Origin of the sequence: Ornithinibacillus sp. FSL M8-0202 (assembly GCF_037975285.1) — a bacterium.
GTDB lineage: Bacteria > Bacillota > Bacilli > Bacillales > Amphibacillaceae > Ornithinibacillus > Ornithinibacillus massiliensis.
Map to the genome: position 1 here is coordinate 3,661,862 of NZ_CP150248.1, position 22,758 is coordinate 3,684,619.

24 protein-coding genes are annotated in these 22,758 nt (G+C 37.2%); 19 read left to right on the forward strand and 5 right to left on the reverse strand.

All coding sequences use genetic code 11. The annotated features are described in order from the left end of the window. Positions 1-3 precede the first annotated feature (3 nt). From mce to MKY78_RS18530, 6 genes are all read left to right on the forward strand, one after another. Entirely contained in the window at positions 4-822 is an 819-nt protein-coding gene (gene mce, locus MKY78_RS18505) for a methylmalonyl-CoA epimerase (RefSeq protein WP_339214751.1), read from the forward strand. After that, positions 822-2,375, forward strand: a complete 1,554-nt coding sequence (locus MKY78_RS18510; protein WP_339217964.1) for an acyl-CoA carboxylase subunit beta — start codon at positions 822-824, stop codon at positions 2,373-2,375. The genes mce and MKY78_RS18510 overlap by 1 nt, the downstream gene beginning before the upstream one ends. An 18-nt stretch (positions 2,376-2,393) precedes the next feature. Then, complete coding sequence (locus tag MKY78_RS18515) at positions 2,394-3,512, forward strand: M20/M25/M40 family metallo-hydrolase (RefSeq protein WP_339214753.1); 1,119 nt, start codon at positions 2,394-2,396, stop codon at positions 3,510-3,512. Positions 3,513-3,672: 160 nt separating this feature from the next. Then, complete coding sequence (locus MKY78_RS18520) at positions 3,673-4,908, forward strand: DNA polymerase IV (protein WP_339214755.1); 1,236 nt, start codon at positions 3,673-3,675, stop codon at positions 4,906-4,908. A gap of 60 nt (positions 4,909-4,968) precedes the next feature. Next, entirely contained in the window at positions 4,969-5,340 is a 372-nt protein-coding gene (locus MKY78_RS18525) for an iron chaperone (RefSeq protein WP_339214757.1), read from the forward strand. Between the two features lie 94 nt (positions 5,341-5,434). Continuing rightward, positions 5,435-6,124: a DNA alkylation repair protein gene (locus MKY78_RS18530; RefSeq protein WP_339214759.1), complete on the forward strand. Its 690-nt coding sequence runs from the start codon at positions 5,435-5,437 to the stop codon at positions 6,122-6,124. A gap of 346 nt (positions 6,125-6,470) precedes the next feature. Here MKY78_RS18530 and MKY78_RS18535 read toward each other — a convergent pair whose 3' ends face one another. From MKY78_RS18535 to MKY78_RS18550, 4 genes are read right to left on the reverse strand one after another with little or no spacing between them, the layout of a single operon-like run. After that, a complete protein-coding gene (locus MKY78_RS18535; protein WP_339214760.1) occupies positions 6,471-7,838 on the reverse strand; it encodes an aldehyde dehydrogenase in 1,368 nt (455 codons plus the stop codon). Between the two features lie 15 nt (positions 7,839-7,853). Next, positions 7,854-8,777, reverse strand: coding sequence for a ribonuclease Z (gene rnz / locus MKY78_RS18540; RefSeq protein WP_186869850.1), 924 nt, complete (start codon positions 8,775-8,777; stop codon positions 7,854-7,856). A 13-nt stretch (positions 8,778-8,790) separates the two neighbouring features. Next, positions 8,791-9,807: an NADPH dehydrogenase NamA gene (namA, locus tag MKY78_RS18545; RefSeq protein WP_186869849.1), complete on the reverse strand. Its 1,017-nt coding sequence runs from the start codon at positions 9,805-9,807 to the stop codon at positions 8,791-8,793. A 15-nt stretch (positions 9,808-9,822) separates the two neighbouring features. Continuing rightward, on the reverse strand, positions 9,823-10,569 hold the full coding sequence (locus MKY78_RS18550) for a glycerophosphodiester phosphodiesterase (RefSeq protein ID WP_339214763.1): 747 nt from the start codon (positions 10,567-10,569) through the stop codon (positions 9,823-9,825). Positions 10,570-10,763: 194 nt separating this feature from the next. On the opposite strand from MKY78_RS18550, the gene MKY78_RS18555 reads away from it, so the two are divergent. The 4 genes from MKY78_RS18555 to MKY78_RS18570 all read left to right on the forward strand — a co-directional run bounded on the left by MKY78_RS18555 (position 10,764) and on the right by MKY78_RS18570 (position 13,635). Further along, the gene (locus tag MKY78_RS18555) at positions 10,764-11,723 is read left to right on the forward strand and encodes an MBL fold metallo-hydrolase (RefSeq protein ID WP_339214766.1); all 960 of its coding nucleotides are present in this window, start codon (positions 10,764-10,766) and stop codon (positions 11,721-11,723) included. Next, entirely contained in the window at positions 11,713-12,507 is a 795-nt protein-coding gene (locus MKY78_RS18560) for an SDR family oxidoreductase (protein ID WP_339214768.1), read from the forward strand. Before MKY78_RS18555 ends, MKY78_RS18560 begins: the two co-directional genes overlap by 11 nt. A 19-nt stretch (positions 12,508-12,526) precedes the next feature. After that, positions 12,527-12,847, forward strand: coding sequence for an iron-sulfur cluster biosynthesis family protein (locus MKY78_RS18565; protein WP_186869845.1), 321 nt, complete (start codon positions 12,527-12,529; stop codon positions 12,845-12,847). Positions 12,848-13,092: 245 nt separating this feature from the next. Next, positions 13,093-13,635, forward strand: coding sequence for a GNAT family N-acetyltransferase (locus tag MKY78_RS18570; protein WP_339214771.1), 543 nt, complete (start codon positions 13,093-13,095; stop codon positions 13,633-13,635). A gap of 261 nt (positions 13,636-13,896) precedes the next feature. On the opposite strand, the gene MKY78_RS18575 is transcribed toward MKY78_RS18570, so the two are convergent. Then, positions 13,897-14,808 (reverse strand): aldo/keto reductase, encoded by a 912-nt coding sequence (locus tag MKY78_RS18575; RefSeq protein ID WP_186869843.1) that lies wholly within the window; start codon positions 14,806-14,808, stop codon positions 13,897-13,899. A 125-nt stretch (positions 14,809-14,933) separates the two neighbouring features. Between MKY78_RS18575 and MKY78_RS18580 the strand changes: the two genes are divergently transcribed. From MKY78_RS18580 to MKY78_RS18620, 9 genes are all read left to right on the forward strand, one after another. Beyond that, complete coding sequence (locus MKY78_RS18580; protein WP_186869842.1) at positions 14,934-15,479, forward strand: NUDIX hydrolase; 546 nt, start codon at positions 14,934-14,936, stop codon at positions 15,477-15,479. 1 nt (position 15,480) lies between these two features. Beyond that, entirely contained in the window at positions 15,481-16,650 is a 1,170-nt protein-coding gene (locus MKY78_RS18585; protein WP_339214774.1) for an endonuclease Q family protein, read from the forward strand. A 117-nt stretch (positions 16,651-16,767) separates the two neighbouring features. After that, positions 16,768-17,415 (forward strand): stage II sporulation protein M, encoded by a 648-nt coding sequence (spoIIM, locus tag MKY78_RS18590; protein WP_339214776.1) that lies wholly within the window; start codon positions 16,768-16,770, stop codon positions 17,413-17,415. A 75-nt stretch (positions 17,416-17,490) separates the two neighbouring features. Further along, the gene (locus tag MKY78_RS18595) at positions 17,491-17,961 is read left to right on the forward strand and encodes a Fur family transcriptional regulator (RefSeq protein ID WP_186869839.1); all 471 of its coding nucleotides are present in this window, start codon (positions 17,491-17,493) and stop codon (positions 17,959-17,961) included. Positions 17,962-18,140: 179 nt separating this feature from the next. After that, positions 18,141-18,347, forward strand: a complete 207-nt coding sequence (locus MKY78_RS18600) for a YqzK family protein (RefSeq protein WP_186869838.1) — start codon at positions 18,141-18,143, stop codon at positions 18,345-18,347. A 3-nt stretch (positions 18,348-18,350) separates the two neighbouring features. Next, positions 18,351-19,241 (forward strand): site-specific tyrosine recombinase XerD, encoded by an 891-nt coding sequence (xerD, locus tag MKY78_RS18605; RefSeq protein WP_339214778.1) that lies wholly within the window; start codon positions 18,351-18,353, stop codon positions 19,239-19,241. Between the two features lie 97 nt (positions 19,242-19,338). Further along, entirely contained in the window at positions 19,339-20,514 is a 1,176-nt protein-coding gene (deoB, locus tag MKY78_RS18610) for a phosphopentomutase (protein WP_339214779.1), read from the forward strand. 19 nt (positions 20,515-20,533) lie between these two features. Then, complete coding sequence (locus MKY78_RS18615; RefSeq protein WP_339214780.1) at positions 20,534-21,358, forward strand: purine-nucleoside phosphorylase; 825 nt, start codon at positions 20,534-20,536, stop codon at positions 21,356-21,358. Between the two features lie 18 nt (positions 21,359-21,376). Next, a complete protein-coding gene (locus MKY78_RS18620) occupies positions 21,377-22,681 on the forward strand; it encodes a pyrimidine-nucleoside phosphorylase (RefSeq protein ID WP_339214782.1) in 1,305 nt (434 codons plus the stop codon). Positions 22,682-22,758: the final 77 nt, after the last annotated feature.

The following is a 22,758-nucleotide window of genomic DNA, read 5'->3' on the forward strand; positions in this document are numbered from 1 at the left end:
AGTATGGCAAAGATAAGAGTATTAATAGCAAAACCTGGTCTTGATGGACATGATCGAGGTGCATTAATAATCGCTCAAGGGTTAAGAGATCATGGGATGGAAGTAATCTATACTGGCTTAAGACAATCACCAGTTCAAATAGCCAAAGCAGCAATTCAGGAAGATGTTGATGTAGTAGGATTATCTTCCTTATCAGGTGCGCATCGTACCCTTTTTCCAAAAGTAATTGAGGAATTAAAAGCGTTAGATGCTGCAGATATTCCAGTAATTGGTGGCGGTGTCATACCTTCAGAGGATATCCCATTCCTTAAAGAAAAAGGGGTAAAGGAAATCTTTACAAGTGGTTCTACGATTGAAGCGTTAGCAGATTATATTAATCAACTCGTAGGAGTACAGGAAGGTAGTATTTCTAACAGAATATCCCATATTGGTATTGCCGTTAGATCAATCGATCAGGTGCTACCATTTTATACGAAGACATTAGGGTTAGAACTAGAGGGAATGGAAGAGGTAGCGTCTGAGGGAGTAAAAGTAGCCTTCCTTAAAATTGGGGAGAGTCGTTTTGAATTACTAGAACCTTTAGAGGAATCCTCTGCTATTCATAAATTTATTGAAAAAAAAGGAGAAGGCATCCATCATATAGCCTTAGATGTGGATGATATTCAGGCAAGGATTAACAGCTTGTCTAAGAATGGTGTTCAATTAATTAATGCAGAACCGAAACAAGGCAGTCATCAATCACAAATCGCTTTCTTACATCCTAAATCAGCACATGGCGTACTGTTTGAACTATGTGAAGAAGCAGGGGGAGAAGAAGCATGATGGATATGTTTGATCGGATTAATGAGCTCTATGATAAACGGAGAATGGCAGAATTAGGTGGTGGGGATGAACGGATTGAAAAGCAGCATGCTAAAGGGAAATGGACTGCTAGGGAACGAATTGATTACTTATTAGATGACGGGAGTTTCGTTGAATTAAATACGTTTATTGAATCTCGTGGAACCGATTTTGAAATGAATGGGTCCAGTGGAATGGGGGACGGTGTTATCACTGGGTATGGAAAAATCGATGGCCGTCCAGTCTATTTATTTGCACAAGATTTTACTCTCTATGGTGGGGCTTTAGGTGAAATGCATGGAAAGAAAATCGCTGCCGTTATGGATCTTGCGGCAAAGAATGGTGTTCCATTTATTGGATTAAATGACTCTGGTGGTGCTAGAATTCAAGAGGGGGTATCCTCACTAGATGGGTATGGTCAAGTATTTTACCGCAATGCCATTTATTCCGGCTATATACCGCAGATTTCCGTTATTATGGGACCAAGTGCAGGTGGTGCGGTATATTCACCAGCTATAACGGATTTTGTGATAATGGTCGAGAAGACCTCACAAATGTTTATTACGGGGCCGAAAGTTATTGAAACAGTAACAGGAGAAAAAATTTCCTCTGAAGATTTAGGTGGAGCACATATTCATAATAGTAAAAGTGGCAATGCCCATTTCCAAGCAGAAAATGAGACAGATGCATTAAATCATGTGAAGAAATTGCTATCGTATTTACCGAACAATAATAACGATAAGCCACCAGTAAAGACCGTAACAGAAGATGCCCTACAAAATTATCGACCAGGATTAGTTGATATAGTTCCATTTGATTCTACACGACCCTATGATATAAAACGAGTTATTGAACAAGTAGTGGATGAGGATAGCTTTTATGAAATTCATGCAGAATTTGCTAAGAATATTGTAGTAGGTTTTGCGAGAGTACAAGGTCAAACAGTTGGATTAGTTTGTAATCAACCGAAACATTTGGCAGGTGGACTCGATATTGATTCAAGTGATAAAGCAGCACGATTTATTCGCTTTTGTGATTGTTTTAATATCCCAATTATTACATTTGAAGATGTGACAGGTTTCTTTCCTGGCATAAAACAGGAACATGGTGGTATCATACGACATGGAGCTAAAATCTTATATGCATATTCTGAAGCTATAGTACCTAAGCTAACTGTTATTGTAAGAAAAGCTTACGGTGGTGCCTATGTAGCATTGAATAGTAAATCAATTGGTGCAGATTTAGTTTATGCATGGCCAAATGCAGAAATTGCAGTTATGGGACCAGAAGGTGCAGCAAATATTATCTTTGCTAAAGAGATTGCGGCAAGTACAGACCCTGAAAAAACACGTCAAGAAAAGATTAATACATATCGAGAAAAGTTCGCAAATCCATATATTGCGGCAAAGCTAGGCATGGTCGATGATGTTATCGACCCTAGGGAAACTCGGATAAAGCTTATTCAAGGGTTAGAAATGTTACAATATAAAAAAGAGGATCGCCCAAGCAAAAAACATGGGAATATCCCTCTTTAATTTTAGGAGGTTAACAACATGGTCAATAAGGACAGATTAGTTAGTGAATTTATGGAGCTAGTTCAAGTAGATTCAGAGACAGGCTTTGAAGCTGACATTGCAGAGGTTTTGAAAAAGAAGTTTAGTGAACTAGGTTTGGAAGTACTAGAAGACGAGGCAAAAGAAAAAACAGGTCATGGTGCGAATAACCTTATTTGTACATTAAAAGGGAATAAGGATGGTGTTGACCCGATTTATTTCACTTCCCATATGGATACCGTAGTACCGGGTAAAGGTATTAAACCATCTATTCAAGATGGATATATTGTATCAGACGGTACAACGATTCTTGGTTCAGACGATAAAGCAGGGCTTAGTGCTATGCTTGAAGCAATTCGTGTACTAAAAGAGAACAATATCCAACATGGTGATGTACAATTTGTGATTACAGTGGGAGAGGAGTCTGGGTTGGTTGGTGCCAAAGCACTAGATCCATCCATGATTCATGCAAAGTTTGGATATGCGTTAGATAGTAATGGAAAAGTTGGGGATATTATCGTTGCTGCGCCAACACAAGCAAAAATCAATACCATTATTAAAGGCAAAACAGCCCATGCTGGTGTTGCACCGGAAAAAGGAGTTTCTGCTATTACCATTGCTGCTAAAGCTATTGCTAAAATGCCATTAGGAAGAATTGATGAAGAAACGACAGCAAACATTGGTCGATTTGAAGGCGGAAAGCAAACAAACATCGTAGTGGATCATGTGGAAATCCTAGCAGAAGCTCGTTCCCTAGTGCCGGAAAAAATGGAAGCTCAAGTGAAGGCCATGAAGGAAGCTTATGAAACAACCGCTAAAGAAATGGGCGGAGAAGCAATTGTGGATATTAAGGTAATGTATCCCGGATTCAAACAACAGGCTGGAGATGAAGTTGTTGAAGTTGCTAGAAAGGCAGCCGCATCGATTGGTAGAGAAAGTCAGCTACTGAAGAGCGGTGGTGGAAGTGATGCGAACGTTATTGCAGGATTTGGTATCCCGACTGTCAATTTAGCAGTAGGATATGAAGAAATTCATACGACAAATGAGCGTATACCAGTTGAGGAATTAGTAAAAGTAACGGAATTAGTAGCTGCAATCATTGAAGAAGTTGCTAATTAATTCATTTTATATTTTTCCATGAACATTAAAGATACCTTTATTGGCATCTTTAATGTTTTTTCTTTAAATCCAATTAACCCTTTCTACTAGTATAAAGGGCTTTTTTGTTTTTGTGATATAATAAAAGTAGAAACAACCGTTCGGAAAGGTGTAAAGAGATATGAAAGCGAATAAGGTACGGATTATTTTTCATTTGGACATGAATAGCTTTTATGCTTCGGTGGAGACGGCCTATCATCCAGCATATAAAGGAAAACCATTAGCGGTAGCTGGAAATCCAGAGGAGCGAAAAGGGATTATTATTACAAGCAATTATGAAGCTAGGGCTAAAGGGGTTAAGACAACGATGCCAATTTGGCAAGCAAGAAAATTATGCCCGGAATTAATTATCCTCCGCCCTAATTTTGAACGGTATCGCTACGCCTCAAGTGAAATATTTAAAATACTAAATTCTATAACGCCTTTTGTAGAACCCGTATCAATTGATGAAGGGTATATGGATGTAACGGACGCCACATCACCTTCTAATACGCTACAATTAGCTGAGGAATTACAGCACAAAATAAAAAGAGAGCTCGATCTGCCGTGTAGTATTGGTATTGCTCCGAATAAATTCTTAGCAAAAATGGCATCGGATATGAAGAAGCCAATGGGAATTACAATCCTAAGAAAACGAGATATTCCTATGAAGCTGTGGCCATTACCAGTCGGTGAAATGTATGGAGTAGGGAAAAAGACAGCGGAAAAATTAAACACAATGGATATTCATACCATTGGTGACTTGGCTGAAGCGGATGTTTATCAATTGAAACAGTTATTGGGTATTAATGGTGAACGGTTAAAGAATCGTGCGAATGGTATTGACTTGAGGCCAGTCGATCCGGATGCAGTAAATGAATTTAAAAGTATTGGTAGCTCCGAGACATTGCCGTTGGATACAACCGATGCTAACGAAATCCGAAGCTTACTAACGGCACTGGCCCAAAATGTAGAGAGTAGAATGAAACGGAAGCATGCAGCAGGTCGATCTGTCCAGTTAACCATTCGTTATCATGATCGAAGTACTATTACTAGAAGTAAAAAGCTTCCGAATTATATTGAAAAGAAGGAGGATATTTTAAAGGTAGCTTTTGAACTTTTTGACCTTCATTGGAATTTAGAACCAATTCGCTTACTTGGCGTAACCGTTCAGGATATAGAAGAAAAACAAAATATTGCTCAACAATTGGATTTGTTTACGTATAAGAAGGATGCTGAAAAAGAAAAGCTGTACGATGCTATTGATAAATTAACACAAAAGTTTGGTAAAAACCCCTTCGTTGAGGTGAAGGAGGAAGTGAATCAACAACCTAAAACTAGCTTTCAAAAAGACTTTCTGGATGATTTTAGAAAGTAAACGTTATACGGCATGTATATGAATAGCTTGTTAAATAAGAGTAGATGGAGGAAAAATAAGATGGAAATTTTTAATGAATGTTTAAGCCGCATCGATAATTTAGAACATCGAGCAAGAATGGAGGAAGTTTTGAATTGGGTGATCAAGACATTTCCCAATTTAATGCCAGTAGTGAAGTGGAATCAACCTATGTTTACTGATCATGGCACCTATATTATTGGTTTTAGTGCGGCTAAACACCATCTAGCAGTTGCACCGGAAAGAGCAGGGATGATTCACTTTGCAAATGAAATAGAGGAGGCAGGCTTAGAGCATACGAAGGAACTGGTACGCTTCAAGTGGGATAATCCGTTTGACTATGTTTTACTTGAGAAAATGATTACATTTAATATATTGGATAAAGCCGACTGTACTACTTTTTGGCGTAAATAGAAGTAGTATTTGCGTAAATACCGGATAGTGGGGTCGATTTAATTGAAGAAGAATGTTACAGGAAGGAAGTTAAGCCACGGATTTAAAAACAGTAATGGAAGAATTAGAATCACTTGGTACGGAGCGAACGAAAAAAAGATACCTAAGTAATGGCGCACATGAACCATTATTTGGTGTAGCGACTGGTGCAATGAAACCAATTGCTAGAAAAATTAAGAAGAATCAAAAATTGGCAGAGGAATTATATGTAACCGGAAACTATGATGCTATGTATTTTGCTGGTATTATCGCAGACCCACACGTGATGACGGAGGAAGACTTTAATCGTTGGATGGAAAGTGCATATTTTTATATGATTTCCGATTATGTTGTAGCTGTAACGTTATCTGAAACGGATATTGCTCAAGAAGTAGCTGATAAATGGATTGCTAGTGGTGAGGAGCTTAAGATGTCAGCAGGCTGGAGCTGTTATTGTTGGTTATTAGGTAGTCGCCCAGATGATGAATTTAATTCGGACAAGCTTTCCAGTATGTTGGATCAAGTGATGAAGACAATTCATGAAGCACCAGAACGTACGAAGTCTTCCATGAATAATTTTATCTATACCGTTGCAATTTCGTATGTGCCCCTTCACGAGAAGGCAGTTGAAGTGGCAAAGAGAATTGGGCCAGTCGAAATGAAAAAGGACAACAAGAAAAGTACTATCTTACATGCTTCCGAAAAGATTCAGAAGGATTTAGACAGAGGTTCACTAGGTTTTAAGCGTAAATATGTAAGATGCTAGTCCATACTTGATATAGAAGAAGGGGTTGGCAGATAACTAATAGAATTAAATGTAAAACCGAATGATACACGATACTAGCTACGGAAATATACGTAGACTCCTGCAGCAGGATAGGGCAAGGTTGAGAACCCGAAGTGCTTAGCACGAGGAGGCTCACCAGCGCCCAGCGGTAAAGAAGACACTGCGAGGTTCTTTCGAGCAGATGTCGCCACTGTGCTGGAAGCAACCGCAAGTATATTTCCGGAGCGTGGTCGTTGCTCATCATTCGGTTTTTTATTTGAGATAAATTCTTTTGTCTAAAGCCTCTTCTTTAACATTCACTGAGGATATAAAAACGATTACTCGGTTACTTTAATATTTTCTTAATTAATGAAAATGCAAGCTTACCACCAGGATAACGAAGTGGTATATCCATTTTAGTAGTTTGTTTCAAGATACTTTTTTGATGAGAAAACGTATCAAAACTATATTTCCCATGATAGCTACCAATACCACTGCTGCCAACTCCACCAAAAGGCAGGTTAGGATTTGCTAGATGATATAATGTATCGTTAATACAACCTCCGCCAAATGATAAACTTGTCATCACTTTTTCTTGATTACTCTCTTTTTCACCAAAGTAATAAAGTGCTAAAGGTTTTTCCCGACGCTTTAAATCGGCGATCGCATCATCTAATGTTTCAAACGTAAGAATCGGTAGTATTGGGCCAAAAATCTCATCCTGCATGACAGGATCTTCCCAAGTGATCTGATCTAATATGGTTGGCTCAATCTTTAATTGCTCATTGTCTGTATTCCCACCATAGGCTATTATGCCATTTGAAAGGTAGGCTGACAAGCGATGGAAGTGTTTTTCATTAACAATTCGAACATAATCTTTATTCGTTAGTGCATCTTTATTATATAGCTTCTTTATTTGCTTTTTCATTTCTTTGATAAGCTTATCCTTCATTTTACTGTGAACATAAATATAATCAGGAGCAACACAAGTTTGTCCGGCATTTAAAAATTTTCCCCATACAATTCGCTTAGCCGTTATCGATATATTGGCATCTCTATCTACAATAACAGGGCTTTTCCCACCAAGTTCTAATGTTACCGGAGTTAAATATTCACTAGCTTTACGCATGACGACTTTGCCTACAGGAGTACTGCCAGTAAAGAATATATAATCAAAGCGTTGATTTAATAACGCTTCACTAGTTTCTTTTGCACCTTCTACTACTGTTAAAAAGCTAGGATCAAATGTTTCTTTGACCATTTTAGCGAGTAAAGATGAAGTGGATGGACTATATTCTGACGGTTTAATAATAACTGTATTTCCTGCAGCAATTGCTCCGATAGCAGGTGCAATCGCCAAATGTAACGGATAGTTCCAAGGGGAGATAACTAAAGTAACTCCATATGGTTCTTTGCGAATATAGCTTTTCGTTCCTTTATGGGTCAGAGGGGCGTCCACTGGTTCATCTTTCATCCACTCTTTTAAGTTTTTTTCCAGATGTTTTATTTCGTTATATAAAAAACCAAGCTCTGTTGTAAAGGTTTCGAAAGTTGATTTATTTAAATCCTGCTTTAAAGCTTGGTAAATATTCTTTTCGTACTTTTCTAGCATATAACGTAATTTTCGTAGTTGATCGATTCGAAAGCGATAATCTAGTGTATGTTCATTTAAGAAAAAGTTACGTTGGTTTTCAACCAATTGTTGGATGTTCATCAAATACCACTCCTTCTAATGGGATGGAACAGATAATTTGAAAAAGTCATGTGCTATTTCCGTATTTGGAAATATTGCTCGTGCTTCATCAAGTAGTTGATCCAAATCCAGTTTTTGGTATCTGGAGGATACATGTGTTAGGACTAATTTTTTTACCTTACCAGCTTTAGCGAGATCCGCTGCTTGGGCAGTGGTAGAGTGGTAATAGTTATGTGCTAACTCATAGCTTTCTTTGTCGAAGGTTGCTTCATGTACTAATAAATCTGCTGCTTGAACAAAGTCCTGATTTAATTCAGTTGATCTTGTATCCCCAAGAATGACAATATGTCTTCCGGGTTTGTCAGGTCCGATATAGTCTTTTCTGTGTATCATCCGACCATCCTCTAGTGTAGTCGTTTCGTTCTCTTTAATAAGACTATAAACTGGACCGGGGTTTATACCAGCAGATTTAAGCTTTTCTACTTGAAGTTCTCCTGGCTTATTCATTTCTTCTATTCTAAATCCATAGCTTGGTATACCATGGTCTAATTTCTTACAGGATACGATAAACCCTTCTTCTTCTAATATTTTACCTTCACGTAATTCTACGAAAGAAAGTGGATAGGTTAGATGAGATCCACTTAGTTCCAAGCTAGTTCGTACATATTCTTCAATGCCTTTTGGCCCATAAATAGTTAATTCATCTTCTCCACCTTGAAAGGACCTGGAACTCAGGAAGCCTGGTAATCCAAATATATGATCCCCGTGCAAATGGGTAATAAATATTTTATTTACTTTTCTCGGTTTAATGGAAGTGTGTAGAATTTGGTGTTGGGTCGCTTCACCACAATCAAACAACCAAATACTATTTGCTTCTTGAAGTAACATTAATGCGATGGCCGTCACATTTCGCTCCTTGGAGGGTACACCAGCTCCTGTACCTAAAAATAATAACTCCATGAATTTGGCCTCCTTATTTCCAACCTCGTGCATATTGCTTCGGCGCTTCTAGTTCGTAGTTAAGTTCATATGCAGCTTCTTTAGCCCAATATGGGTTATTCAGTAGGGATCTACCAATGAAAATAAGGTCTGCTCGATTATTTTGGAGAATTTCTTCTGCTTGAATACCTGTCGTAATGAGACCAACTGCTCCAGTTGGAATTCCAACCGTATGTTTAATTGTTTCACACCGTTTTATTTGATAGCCAGGGTATGGATTAATTTTTGCAGGTACAACACCACCTGAGCTACAATCAATTAAGTCAATTCCTAATTCTTTTAATTGCGTTGCATAATACAAGAAATCCTCTAATGTATTTCCCTCCTGGTGATATTCATCTGTAGAAATACGGACAAATATTGGACCAGTGAATTCCTTAGATACTGCCTCTACCACCTCTTGAAGGAAACGGAAACGATTTTCTTTACTACCACCATACTCATCTGTTCGCTTATTGGCTAATGGTGAGAGAAATTCATTGATTAGATATCCGTGAGCTGCATGGATTTCCACCATATCGAATTCGGCTTCTTTTGCTCTTCTTGCTGCTTCTGCAAAAGCTGCTATAATTCTGTTAATGCCTTGGTGATCCAATTCAGATGGCTCTTGGTATCTGTCATTGAAGCGAAGTGGAGATGGTGCGTAACTAATCTCTTCATCCTCTGCTTTACGTCCAGCATGTGCTAGTTGAATTCCTGCCTTAGAGCCGTAACGATGTAATTCGTGAACGAGCTCTCTTAAACCACTAACATGCGCATCATCCCAAATTCCGAGATCCTTCGCTGTAATTCTCCCAGCAGGTTCTACAGCACTAGCCTCTAACATGATTAATCCAGTTTGACCGACTGCTCGAGAAATGTAATGTGTGAGATGGAAAGGTGTTAGTTTGCCATCCTCGTTTTCACAGGAGTACATGCACATCGGAGACATAACGATTCTATTTTTTAATGTCATATTTTTATATGTAATAGGTGTAAATAATTTAGTCATGAATAAAACCTCCATTTATAATTGTTTCTTATATTGGAATACTTTTCTAAACATAAGTGCTTTGTATGGGACATCGGTAAAGATACCGTCACACCCTTGTTCAAAACAGTGCATCATATGCGAGTATTTGTTTACGGTATATACACGAACCGGCATATTCTGTTCATGAGCTTGGCTAATTAGTAATGGATGTACTAAACGATATTTTATATGTAGTGCATTGGCACCTAATGCTTTAGCATACTCGACTAAGTTTGCATTTCGCTTTGAGGTAAGGAATGCTATTTCCACTTCATCCTGATAGCTAGCTAGTCGTTTTACACTATTCGGATTGAATGTTGATAAAGTTGTCCGTTCCAATAAACGATGTTCCTTTAACTGGTTATAGACTATTTGTTCCAAATTACTATAGTCAATTTTGTTATTTTTCAATTCAATATTGACGTATAAGTTCTTTGGTTTAATCCATGTAAGGAAGTCTTCTAAGCGAATAATTCTAGCTCCTCGAAAATCGGGGGAGAACCATGAACCAGCGTCTAATGTAGATAGTTCTTCAAAAGTGAAATCTTTTACATAACCATTACTATTAGTCGTTCGTCTTACGGTCTCATCATGAATTAATACTGGAATATTATCTTTTGTTAATTGTACATCTGTTTCGATTCCTTCTGCACCTAAATTGTATGCAAGCTCAAATGCATACATGGTGTTTTCTGGCGCAAGCTTACTTGCACCTCGGTGGGCAATTATTTTAGTCGTCACATTCCATCACCTCTAATTTGATTTTGTTTTAAATGAAAGGTAAAGTCAACCAATAAACAAATTGTGGGATTGGATTCCAATATACAATCTTAATTTAGATAAGTGACTTCTTTCCTGTTTAGCTGTAAAATAAACATAAAGGAATGAACGACTATTCAGTACATAGAGTTTACTAGAGTGAAGGGGCTTTGAATATGAAAGTAGCAAAAAAATCAATCCAACAAATGACCGTTCCAACTCCTTTTGCAGTTGGGGATACACATGTTTATTTATTAAAGGGTGACACACTCTCTTTAGTTGATGCTGGTGTCCGGACAGAAGCAGCATGGAACGCTTTAGTTGAACAGCTGAAAGAAATTGGCTATAAGCCTAACGATATTGAACAAATTATTTTAACACATCATCATCCTGACCATACTGGTTTAATAGACCGCTTTGATCGGGTAACGAATATTGTTGGAGACAAGAATGTGGAACCATGGCTATCCCATGATGATGATTATTTTAGTCGTTTTGAAGCATTTTATTATGAATATTTTGATGCAAATGGGGTGCCAAGCCGTTTTCGTTCTCATATCGATAAGCTACGAAAACAATTAGTTTGGGCAGGAAAAGGGATCTTAACAACAGTAATCGAGGAAGGGGATTTGTTACCGGGTTATCCAGAGTTTCGTGTGGTTGAGACAAAAGGGCATGCACAAAGTCATCTTTCCTTTCTACGTGATGATGGTACCTTTATTGGCGGTGATCATCTGTTACATCATATTAGCCCTAATCCAATAATGGAACCACCATCAGAAGATGAAACAGAACGTCCTAAGCCACTATTACAGTATCGAGATAATTTAGAGAAATGCTTAAGTCTAGATATTAACGTAGTATTGCCTGGGCATGGTAAGATTTTTACCGACGTAGAAGAAGTAGTCTCCCGTGTCTATGCTAAACAAGAGAATCGTGCTAATAAAGTACTCAGTCTATTAAAAGAATATTCTAAGACAGCTTTTCAGCTCTGTGAGCAACTATTTCCGAGACAATTTGAATCACAAATTGATTTAACGATGTCTGAGACAATTGGTCAATTGGATTACCTAGAGAATCGGGGATTAGTAACAACAACAATGGAAGACGGGGTTATCATTTATCATGCAAACTAGCCTTCAAGGAAAAAAGATTGTCGTGACAGGAGCATCAAGTGGAATTGGTGAAATGCTTGTTAGGAAAATAGCTGCTAGCGGTGGAACACCTATTATGCTAGCTCGTTCGTTGGATAAGTTACGACAACTTCAAGAACAAATAAAAGAAGAATACCAGGTGAAAGGGTATTATTATAAGGTTGACTTAACTAATCTAGAGGAAGTGGATGAGGTAGTTGTTCAAGTGATGAGAGAACATGAAACGATAGATGCACTCATCAATAATGCTGGGGTAGGTCTGTTTCAATATGTGGATGAAACGAAATGGCAAGATATTGAGCTAATGTTTCAAGTAAACGTGCTTGCTGTCATTCGAATGACTAAGCTATTTCTTCCGTATTTTAAGGCTAATAATGCCGGTCATATCGTGAATATTGCATCACAAGCTGGAAAAATATCCACACCTAAATCAGCTGTATATGCGTCTACCAAGCATGCTATAATCGGTTTTACTAATGCATTAAGACAGGAAATTGTCGCACACAATATAGCGGTTACAGCAGTTAACCTTGGTCCAGTTCGAACGAATTTCTTCTCTTTAGCAGATCCGGAGGGGAGTTATCAAGAAAATGTAAATAAGTATATGTTAGAGCCGGAAAAAGTTGCGATGAAGATCACCCAACATCTATTCACAAGTAAACGAGAAATTAATATGCCACTCTGGATGGATCTAGGTAGTAGATTTTATCAGGTTTTTCCTGGTATTATGGAAAAAGTACTAAAAAAACAGTTTAATAAAAAATAGGACAATAGAGGAGAAATAAATGAAACTTACGATTACAGAGAATGCCCAACATAAGCTTAATGAACTAAATATAAATAACATGACATATATCTTATTACGTTATGATACAGAAGGCTTGGGCTGTGGCGTGAATGGTATGCCTACGTTTCGGTTCTTGTCGCAGAAAGAAGAAACACATCAGGACGTAGAAAACGATACCTTTCCTACCATTATAAACAGCATGCAGGCAGTCTTTTTTGCTGAAGAGATGAAACTAGATTATGTAAATGGAACTTTTCGATTATCTAGTCCAGAAGGTATTTTGAATCCGTTTATTTCTACAACAAGTGTTGTAAATTAAATAAGTATGTATTCCAATCGTGCCGTAATCCTTTCTTGGATTGCTTGCACGATTTTTTCTTATCTACACAACTAAAATAAAATGCTAGTCTATTTTTTCTGATAGTTTCTATAAGTGTACTGCTAAATTATGGTAATATATACATATCGCTAATCGAATAAATATACATCGATTACGTATCACTCATAGGAATACGTATAACGTTAGTTTTAAATTGAGCTCGGGTTACACAGGAGGGAAAACGTATGACTTACAATGATCAAGTCAAAACCATTACAACGAAACGACTTCTGCTAAGGTTGTTCCAAGAATCTGATGCGGATACTGTTGCTAAATTATGTAATAATTACGAGATCTACAAGAACACGATGTATCTACCTTTTCCCTATGAAAGGGATCATGCCTTAGTTTGGATGGAGCGTCATTTAGAAAATTTTCTAGCTGATAAAGCTTATGAATTTGCTATAACAGACCGGAAGTCAGGAGAATTATTCGGTGCAATCGCCTTATCGAATAGTCCTAGCTTTCATCATGGTGAGCTAGCTTATTGGATAGGGGAAGAATATTGGGGAAATGGCTATGCTACAGAGGCAGCAGAAGCCATGATAGAATTCGCCTTTAAAGAGAAGCAACTTCATAAAGTATTTGCCCGCTTCTTCAGTACGAATCCAGCTTCAGGTAGAGTGATGGAAAAGATAGGTATGGAAAAAGAGGGCATGTTAAAGGAGCATGTAAGAAAAAAAAATCGATATGTTGATTTAGTCTATTATGGCATTATAAATAAGTAAACCGAACGTAATGAAAACTGACGAATGAAAGTCATAAAGTGTAGTGAAATAGACTCCTAGAGCCAAAGGTTTTAATGGAGAAGGGACCAGCCATATCAATCTAATCCGACTCACAAGTTGATAATTGGTCTATTACTGGTAGTTTTGGTTAAAGTGGTCATAAAGTACAAAAACGAACTACTTTTAGAAATCCTCGTAAAAGGATTATACAAAGTAAGTTCGTTTTTTTACTAAGAAGCTTTGGTTTCCTATATTAAACAATCATCTATGGTTGTCATACGTATTGCTTCTCGTAATCGTTTTAAGCTTTTGATAAACATCCTCATCAAGAGGGTTAGCTGACTGGATTGTTAAATTTTCCTCTACTTGTTGTATGGAGCTAGCACCAAATACGGCAGTTGATACTGCAGGATGTTTTAACACATAACGTAATGCAAGATCATTTAGATTTTCTGAGATAGCGCTTAGTTCTTGATAGATGTTTTGTAACTCGTCTTGTGTATAATCTAAATATCCCTTTTCTCCTTTATTGGTGATCACTGTTTTCGCTTGATTACTTAACATCCCTTTAGCAAGTGGGCCTCTTGCTAACACGCTAATGTTATGCTCGTATAGCAAATCTAACGTTTCTTCTTCTGGTCTTCTGTCTAAAAGACTGTATTGTGTCATGACACCATCGATGGAAGATTTTTGGACATATTCTCTAATCACATTTGGTCGAATGGAGGAGATTCCATATGCGCGAATCAGTCCCTCTTGCTTCAATTGTTCAAACGCTTCGATTGTTTCATCAATTGGATCATCTAATGTCCCACCGTGAAGCATATAGAAATCAATATAGTCTGTTTTAAGGCGACGTAAGCTTTCTTTGACCTCTCTCAGTATGTAGGCTTTCGATGGGTCCCAGTACCAACCATCCTGACCAGGAGTGTAACGGTTGCCTACCTTTGTTGTAACAATTAATTTGTCGCGCTTATGTTTAATTGCTTCCCCAACTATCTCTTCATTCAATCCAAAGTCATATAAGTCAGAGGTATCAAGGTGGTTGATCCCGTTGTCTAAGGCATAGTCAATAATAGCTTTTGCTTTCGTTCTATCGGTACCAAGTGACATACATCCAAGTGTCAATGCTGATATTTCAATGTCTGATTTTCCTAATTTATTTTTCTTCATAGTACTCCCTCCTGTCTTTATCATATTTCAAATGAAAGGCAAATGCCAAGTTCTAAAGCTTTGATTATTAACTTGCAAGAATCCTTATGCTAAAATGGAATCATTATGATTAAAGGATGAACGTAATGAAGAAATTTGAAGAAAAGACGATAAATTCGAAAACAATCTATGATGGAAAAGTTGTGAAATTACAAGTTGATGATGTACGATTACCAAATGGCCAACAAGCTAAGAGAGAATTAATTAAGCATCCAGGTGCTGTATCAGTTATACCGATTACAAAGGATAATAAAATTGTTCTTGTTGAACAATATCGTAAGCCATTAGAAAAATCGATAATTGAAATCCCTGCTGGGAAACTTGAGCCTGGTGAAGTGCCAGAAATAACTGCAATGCGAGAATTAGAAGAGGAAACAGGCTACACTACAAGTCATCTAACAAAAGTAACCTCCTTCTATACTTCGCCAGGATTTGCTAATGAACTAATGCATATTTATCTAGCTAAAGATTTAGAGAAATTAACAGTACCTAAAGCTTTAGATGAAGATGAGTTTGTAGAAGTTCTAGAGGTTACACTGGAGGAAGCGAAAAAGTTAGTAGAAGAACAACGAATCCATGATGCAAAAACGAATTATGCCATACTTTACCTAGATACTCAGGAGTTGTTATAACATGTTACCATCCTATTTTGCCGATATGCACATTCATATTGGAAGAGATATTTTTAATAAGCCAGTTAAAATTACGGCTTCCAAGAATTTAACCATAACGAATATATTAAAAGAGGCTAGTCGGAACAAAGGGATTCAGTTAATTGGTGTAATTGATTGCCAATCACCTAATGTACAGTTGGAATTAAAAAAGCTGATAGACCAAGAGCTAGCATACGAACTTAATGATGGTGGAATCCGTTTTGAGGAAGTCACATTACTCCTTGGTTCCGAAATAGAAGTATATGACGAGAATTGTCGAGGTCCAATTCATGTTCTTTGCTTTCTACCAAGCTTAGTAGAAATGGAGAAGTTTTCGGAATGGCTCATAACGAAAATGAAGAATATTACGTTAAGCTCGCAGCGCTACTATGGTTCAGCTAAGGATTTGCAATACAAAGTAAAAGAATTGTCAGGAATTTTTATACCAGCACATGTATTCACACCTTATAAAAGCTTATATGGTAAAGGGGTTAAACAATCGCTAAACGAAGTCTTTGACCCAGACTTAATAGATGGAATTGAATTAGGTCTTAGTTCGGATACGTATATGGCAGATCAAATCAAAGAACTCCATTCCTATACCTATTTGACCAATTCTGATGCGCATTCATTAGCGAAAATTGGTAGGGAATATCAGGAAATTCAAATGAGTGAACCGTCTTTTAAAGAATTTAATTATGCCTTACACCAGGTTAAAGGACGAAAGATTATCCGTAATTTCGGAATGAATCCAAAGCTCGGTAAATACCATAAGACTGTTTGTGATCAATGTCTCCATTACTTGGATTCGGATTCGACTGTGTGCCCAGAGTGTGGTTCAAGAAAGATTGTGAAAGGGGTAGCAGATCGAATAGGCGAGTTAAGAGATCATACTGGTGAAGTAGAGCTACGTCCACCATATATGTATCAAGTACCACTAGAATATCTACCGAAGCTAGGGCCGAAAACATATAAAAAATTATTAGAACATTTTCAAACGGAAATGAATATTATCCATCATGTTCCTTATGAAACCTTACTAGAAGTAGTTCCAGAACATATTGCACAGTCTATTATTCAAATGAGAGAAGGAAAACTAGCTATCATTGCTGGTGGTGGAGGAAAATATGGTAGTGTTGCCGAGAGCTGATGCTACAGTTTAGTTGAATGATAAAAGATATTATTGTAAAGATAGATTTGATAGGAATGTTTAACAGGAATCCCTCATAACTTTTAATATAGACAAGAAAGTGAATGGAGGATTCCTATGATAAAACGAACACTAGCAATGGATCATCTAAAAACACATGCGACCATTTATATCTTTATGATTATATTATTTTTAACCGGTATAATATTTGGGGCAATTGTTGTTAATAGTATGGGGTTTGAGCAGAGAACAGATCTTTTCTTTTATGTAGAACGTTTTTTTGGTTACTTAACGAATGAGAATACAATTGCTAATAATGATATATTCAAGGAAAGTTATGTATATCATGCGAGATATTTATTTCTTCTATTTATACTAGGCTTATCAGTAATTGGCTTGCCAATTGTATGGATTCTAATATTTTTAAAAGGATTGGTAGTTGGATTTTCAGTAGGATTTATTGTTAATCAGCTTGGGTTAAAGGGCTTTTTACTAGCTACATTTTCTATTGCACCTCAAAATATTTTGGTTATACCCATTTATATCATTGCTGGAAGTCTTTCTATGATATTCACATTGGGATTATTGAATAAATTATTCGCTAGAAAGGTGTCCTTCTCACAACCAGTTTTACATCCATTCATAAAATATGCTTCTGTATTTGCTATATTACTGATATTATCTGTTATTCCAGCACTGATTGAAGCCTATGTTGCAAATGAAGCCATGGTATCCTATATTAAATCTCTATATGCCACAGAATAGTTAGAAACAAATAAACTTTGACACCCTTTATACGTGTGCATATAATTAAAGGTGGATATGAGGGAGGAGATCGCCATGGAACATCGTATTGATCGTATAAAGAAACAACTTCATGCACAGAGCTATAAGCTGACTCCACAACGCGAAGCCACCGTAAGAGTACTACTTGAACGGGAAGCGGACCATTTGAGTGCTGAGGATATATATTTATTAGTTAAAGAAAAAGCACCTGAAATCGGCTTGGCTACCGTATATCGTACATTGGAATTATTATCGGAATTGAAAATCATTGATAAAATTAATTTTGGCGATGGCGTCTCCAGATACGATCTACGAAAAGAAGGAGCCGAGCATTTTCATCATCACTTAGTATGTATTGAGTGTGGTTCGGTAGAGGAAATAATGGAAGATTTATTAGGTGATGTTGAGAAAATAGTAGAAAAAGAGTGGGGTTTTCAAGTACAGGATCATCGATTGACCTTTCATGGCCTGTGTAAAGTATGTCAAAAAGCTACTGTCAAGTCTGCTTCTAAGTCTACTTCATGATAGGAATGCCTTTTCAATAGGAGAAGGCATTATTTAATTTTAATCGTCATTTTTTCGTGTTACTATATAAATAGGTTCATCATATGAATTTATGGGACTAGTTTTCTAGTTAGTATGTATAAAGTATATCTTTTTTGGCATATCTTTTATTATTAGTATTTATTAAAGGAGAATGCCATATGAAGAGGATGGTATGGGATACGGTTAAGGTATTTATTATCTTCGTTGCTTGTACATGCTTATTTTATTTTGGTTTGCAAGTCATGCATTCCGAATATGAACAGTTTCATCGATATGATACTCCAGAAGGTCCATCTGTTAAAGTATTCCAAAATGAACAAAGCTTTATTGATCGTTTAAATATCTTTTTTCGATTAGGGGAGTAGAGAATGCTAAATCATGCCTATAATGATTTTTTTCATTATCTGCAAATTGAACGAGGATTATCTGATAATACGTTAAAATCCTATAAACGAGATTTAAGTAGATATATGAAAGATATGAGTATAGGGAAACATAGTACATGGAATGAGATTACAAGAACGGATATTGTTGGATTTCTTTATAAACTAAGGGATGAAGGGAAATCATCTGCAACGATTGCGCGAACTATTTCTGCCATTCGTCAGTTTCACCATTTTTTATTGCGTGAGGAAATTGTTAATCATGACGCAACATTACATATTGAAACACCTAAGAAAGAAAGAAAACTTCCGGATGTTCTTTCCATAGAAGAAGTAGACAAGCTCCTTGATATTAAAGGGAATACTCCTTTAGATATTCGAAATAAGGCTATGCTTGAATTCATTTATGCTACCGGCTTACGTGTAAGTGAACTAGTATCACTAAAAACAGACGATTTACATTTAACGATGGGCTTTGTCCGATGCTTCGGTAAAGGAGCAAAGGAGAGAATTGTACCATTAGGTGATATGGCACAGCAATCGATAGAAAATTATCTAAAATATGCTCGCTCTAATCTATTAAAAAAGAATAGAGATGAGAGTGTTTTATTTTTAAACCAGCATGGTAGACCAATGACGCGACAGGGATTTTGGAAAATACTTAAAAAGCTAGCAAAAGACGCAAATATCACGAAGGATATAACACCACATACGTTAAGACATTCCTTTGCTACGCATCTATTAGAAAATGGTGCTGATTTGCGTGCGGTACAGGAGATGCTTGGGCACTCTGATATCTCGACAACACAAATTTATACCCATGTAACGAAAACAAGATTAAAAGACATGTATAAATCGTTTCACCCTCGAGCATAGGACTGCCTTTTTACGGAAGTTGTCTGACATCATACAACCAATAGAAAAACATATAAATTCAAAAATAAGACAACATAAGATTGGGAGGTTATAGAATATGAGTAAATTTAATCGTATTTTTTTAGTAGTAATGGATTCCGTTGGTATTGGTGAAGCACCAGATGCGGAAAAATTTAATGATAAAGGTGCAGATACACTTGGACATATTGCAGAGCATATGAATGGATTACATATGCCGAATATGGCGGAATTAGGACTAAGTAATATAAGGGAAATTAAAGGAATTGAAAAAGCTGTAAAGCCTAAAGCCCATTTCACTAAAATGGAAGAAGCATCCAATGGTAAGGATACAATGACCGGACATTGGGAGATTATGGGATTACATATTGAACAACCATTTCAAACATTCCCGAATGGTTTTCCAGCGGAGTTAATAAATGAATTAGAAAGCAGAACCGGAAGAAAAATTATTGGTAATAAGCCTGCATCAGGGACCGAAATATTAGATGAGCTTGGAAAAGAGCATATGGATACGGGTGCATTAATTGTTTATACATCTGCTGATTCTGTATTACAAATTGCTGCCCATGAGGATATTATTCCAATCGATGAGCAGTACCGCATTTGTGAAATTGCTCGGGAACTCACATTAGATGAAAAGTATATGGTAGGTAGAGTTATTGCACGTCCATTTGTTGGGAATCCTGGAGCATTTGAACGTACTTCTAACCGGCATGATTATGCATTGAAGCCTTTCGGTAAGACCGTTATGAATACATTAAAGGATGAAAACTACGATGTGATTGCCATTGGGAAAATATCTGATATTTACGATGGTGAAGGCGTAACGAAAGCAATTCGAACTGTAGATAATGATGACGGTATGACCAAATTAGTAGAATCCATGAGCATGGATTTTCATGGTATTAGCTTTTTAAACCTGGTTGATTTTGATGCGAAATTTGGTCATCGTAGAGACCCACAAGGCTATGGAGAAGCACTAGAGGCATATGATGCTAGACTTCCTGAAGTATTGAGCAAACTGAAGGATGATGACTTATTAATTATTACTGCAGATCATGGTAATGACCCTGTACATCATGGAACAGATCATACACGTGAGTATGTGCCATTGCTTGTTCATCATAAAGGGATTGATGTTGGTAGGGAATTACCAATTAGAAAAACCTTTGCCGATATTGGTGCAACGATTGCTGATAATTTTAATGTTACATTACCAGAGCACGGTAAGAGCTTTTTGAAAGAGATTTAATTAGGGAGAGATATAATAGATGGAGTATTCAAAGATAAAAGAAGCGAATGAATTTATTAAAAGTCAATTATCCACTACACCAGAAATTGGTTTAGTTTTAGGGTCTGGACTAGGAGTTTTAGCAGACGAGATTGAAAATCCTGTCATTATTCCGTATAACCAAATTCCATATTTTCCAGAATCAACGGTTTCAGGTCATAAAGGACAATTAGTAATTGGTCAGTTAGAAGGAAGACAAGTTCTTGCAATGCAAGGTCGTTTTCATTTTTATGAAGGTTATACTATGCAGCAAGTTACCTTTCCGATTCGAGTAATGAAAGAGCTTGGCATTACCTCATTAATTGTAACAAATGCAGCTGGTGGAATTAATGAAAGCTTTGAGCCTGGTGATTTAATGGTCATTACCGACCAAATCAATAATATGGGAACTAGTCCACTGATTGGTCCGAATGATGAACAACTAGGTGCGAGATTCCCAGACATGTCTTCCGCTTATAATAAAAAGTATGTCGACTTTGCGCTTGAAGCGGCTAAAGAACTAGACTTAAAGGTTCAAACAGGAGTATACGTAGGAAATACTGGACCTGCGTATGAGACCCCAGCAGAAGTGCGTATGCTAAGAACTTGGGGTGGAGATGCAGTTGGTATGTCAACTGTACCGGAAGTAATGGTGGCAAATCATGCTAATATGAAGGTACTAGGAATTTCTTGTATTTCGAACATGGCAGCAGGCATTTTAGATCAACCTTTAACCCATCATGAGGTTATTGAAACTACAGATAAAGTGAAACAAGACTTTCTTCAATTCGTGAAGAAAATTGTTCAGACATTACCATTGAACTAACAGGAGGTAGAACATTCTATGCGGATGTACGATATCATCGAAAAGAAACGGGACGGAATAGAACTTACAGAAGAAGAAATCTACTTCTTTGTAAATGGTTATACAAGCGGTGACATTCCTGATTATCAAGTCAGTGCATTAATGATGGCAATCTATTTTCAGGATATGACGGAAACAGAAAGAGCACTTTTAACAAAAGCTATGGTTGAATCTGGTGATCAGATTGACCTTTCTGATATAGCAGGAATTAAGGTAGACAAACATTCCACTGGTGGTGTTGGAGATACGACAACACTAGTACTAGCACCTCTTGTTGCTTCTGTTGGTGCTCCAGTAGCTAAAATGAGTGGCCGTGGGCTAGGCCATACAGGTGGTACAATTGATAAGTTAGAGTCCGTGCCTGGATTCCATACAGAGATTACGAATAAAGAATTTATCGATTTAGTCAATAAAAATAAAGTTGCGGTTATTGGGCAAACAGGAAACTTAACTCCTGCAGATAAAAAGCTGTACAGTTTACGAGATGTGACAGCTACGGTGAACTCGATTCCGCTAATTGCAAGCTCTATCATGAGTAAAAAGATTGCTTCTGGTGCTGATGCCATTGTATTAGATGTCAAAACCGGTGCAGGGGCATTTATGAAGGAAATTGAAGATGCGAAGGAATTAGCTCAAGCAATGGTTTCAATTGGAAAGAAGGTTGGCAGAAATACGATGGCGGTTATTTCGGATATGAGTCAACCGCTAGGCCTTGCAATTGGTAATGCATTAGAAGTAAAAGAAGCTATTGATACCTTAAGCGGGAAAGGACCAAAGGACTTAACCGAATTATGTTTAGTATTAGGTAGTCAAATGGTTGTACTAGCAGAAAAAGCAAGCAATATTGAGGAAGCAAAACAAATGCTGGAAGAAAATCTAGCTAATGGTAAAGCACTTGAACAATTTAAGACATTCCTTGCTTCACAAGGTGGAGATGCAACTGTTGTGGACAATCCAGAATTACTACCAAAAGCAAGTAAGCAAATTGAGGTAACGGCAGAGCAGTCTGGAACAGTGCAAACAATCGTTGCCGACCAACTAGGAACTGCTGCTATGATGCTAGGAGCTGGAAGAGCAACGAAGGAATCTGAGATTGATCTAGCTGCTGGCATTATGCTTCATAAAAAAGTAGGTGATCCAGTACGTAAGGGAGAGCCACTACTTACTATGCATTGTAATATCGACAATGTAGCATCGGTTGTTGAACTAATTAAGTCTAGTATTATCATTACAGACGAAAATGTGAAAGCACCAAAGCTAATATATGAAATGATTACAGAATAGTTTAATCGGGAAGTCTCGCTCATGGGACTTCCCGTATTTATTGTTAAGATTTTTATCTTTTCCTGATTATAAATCTG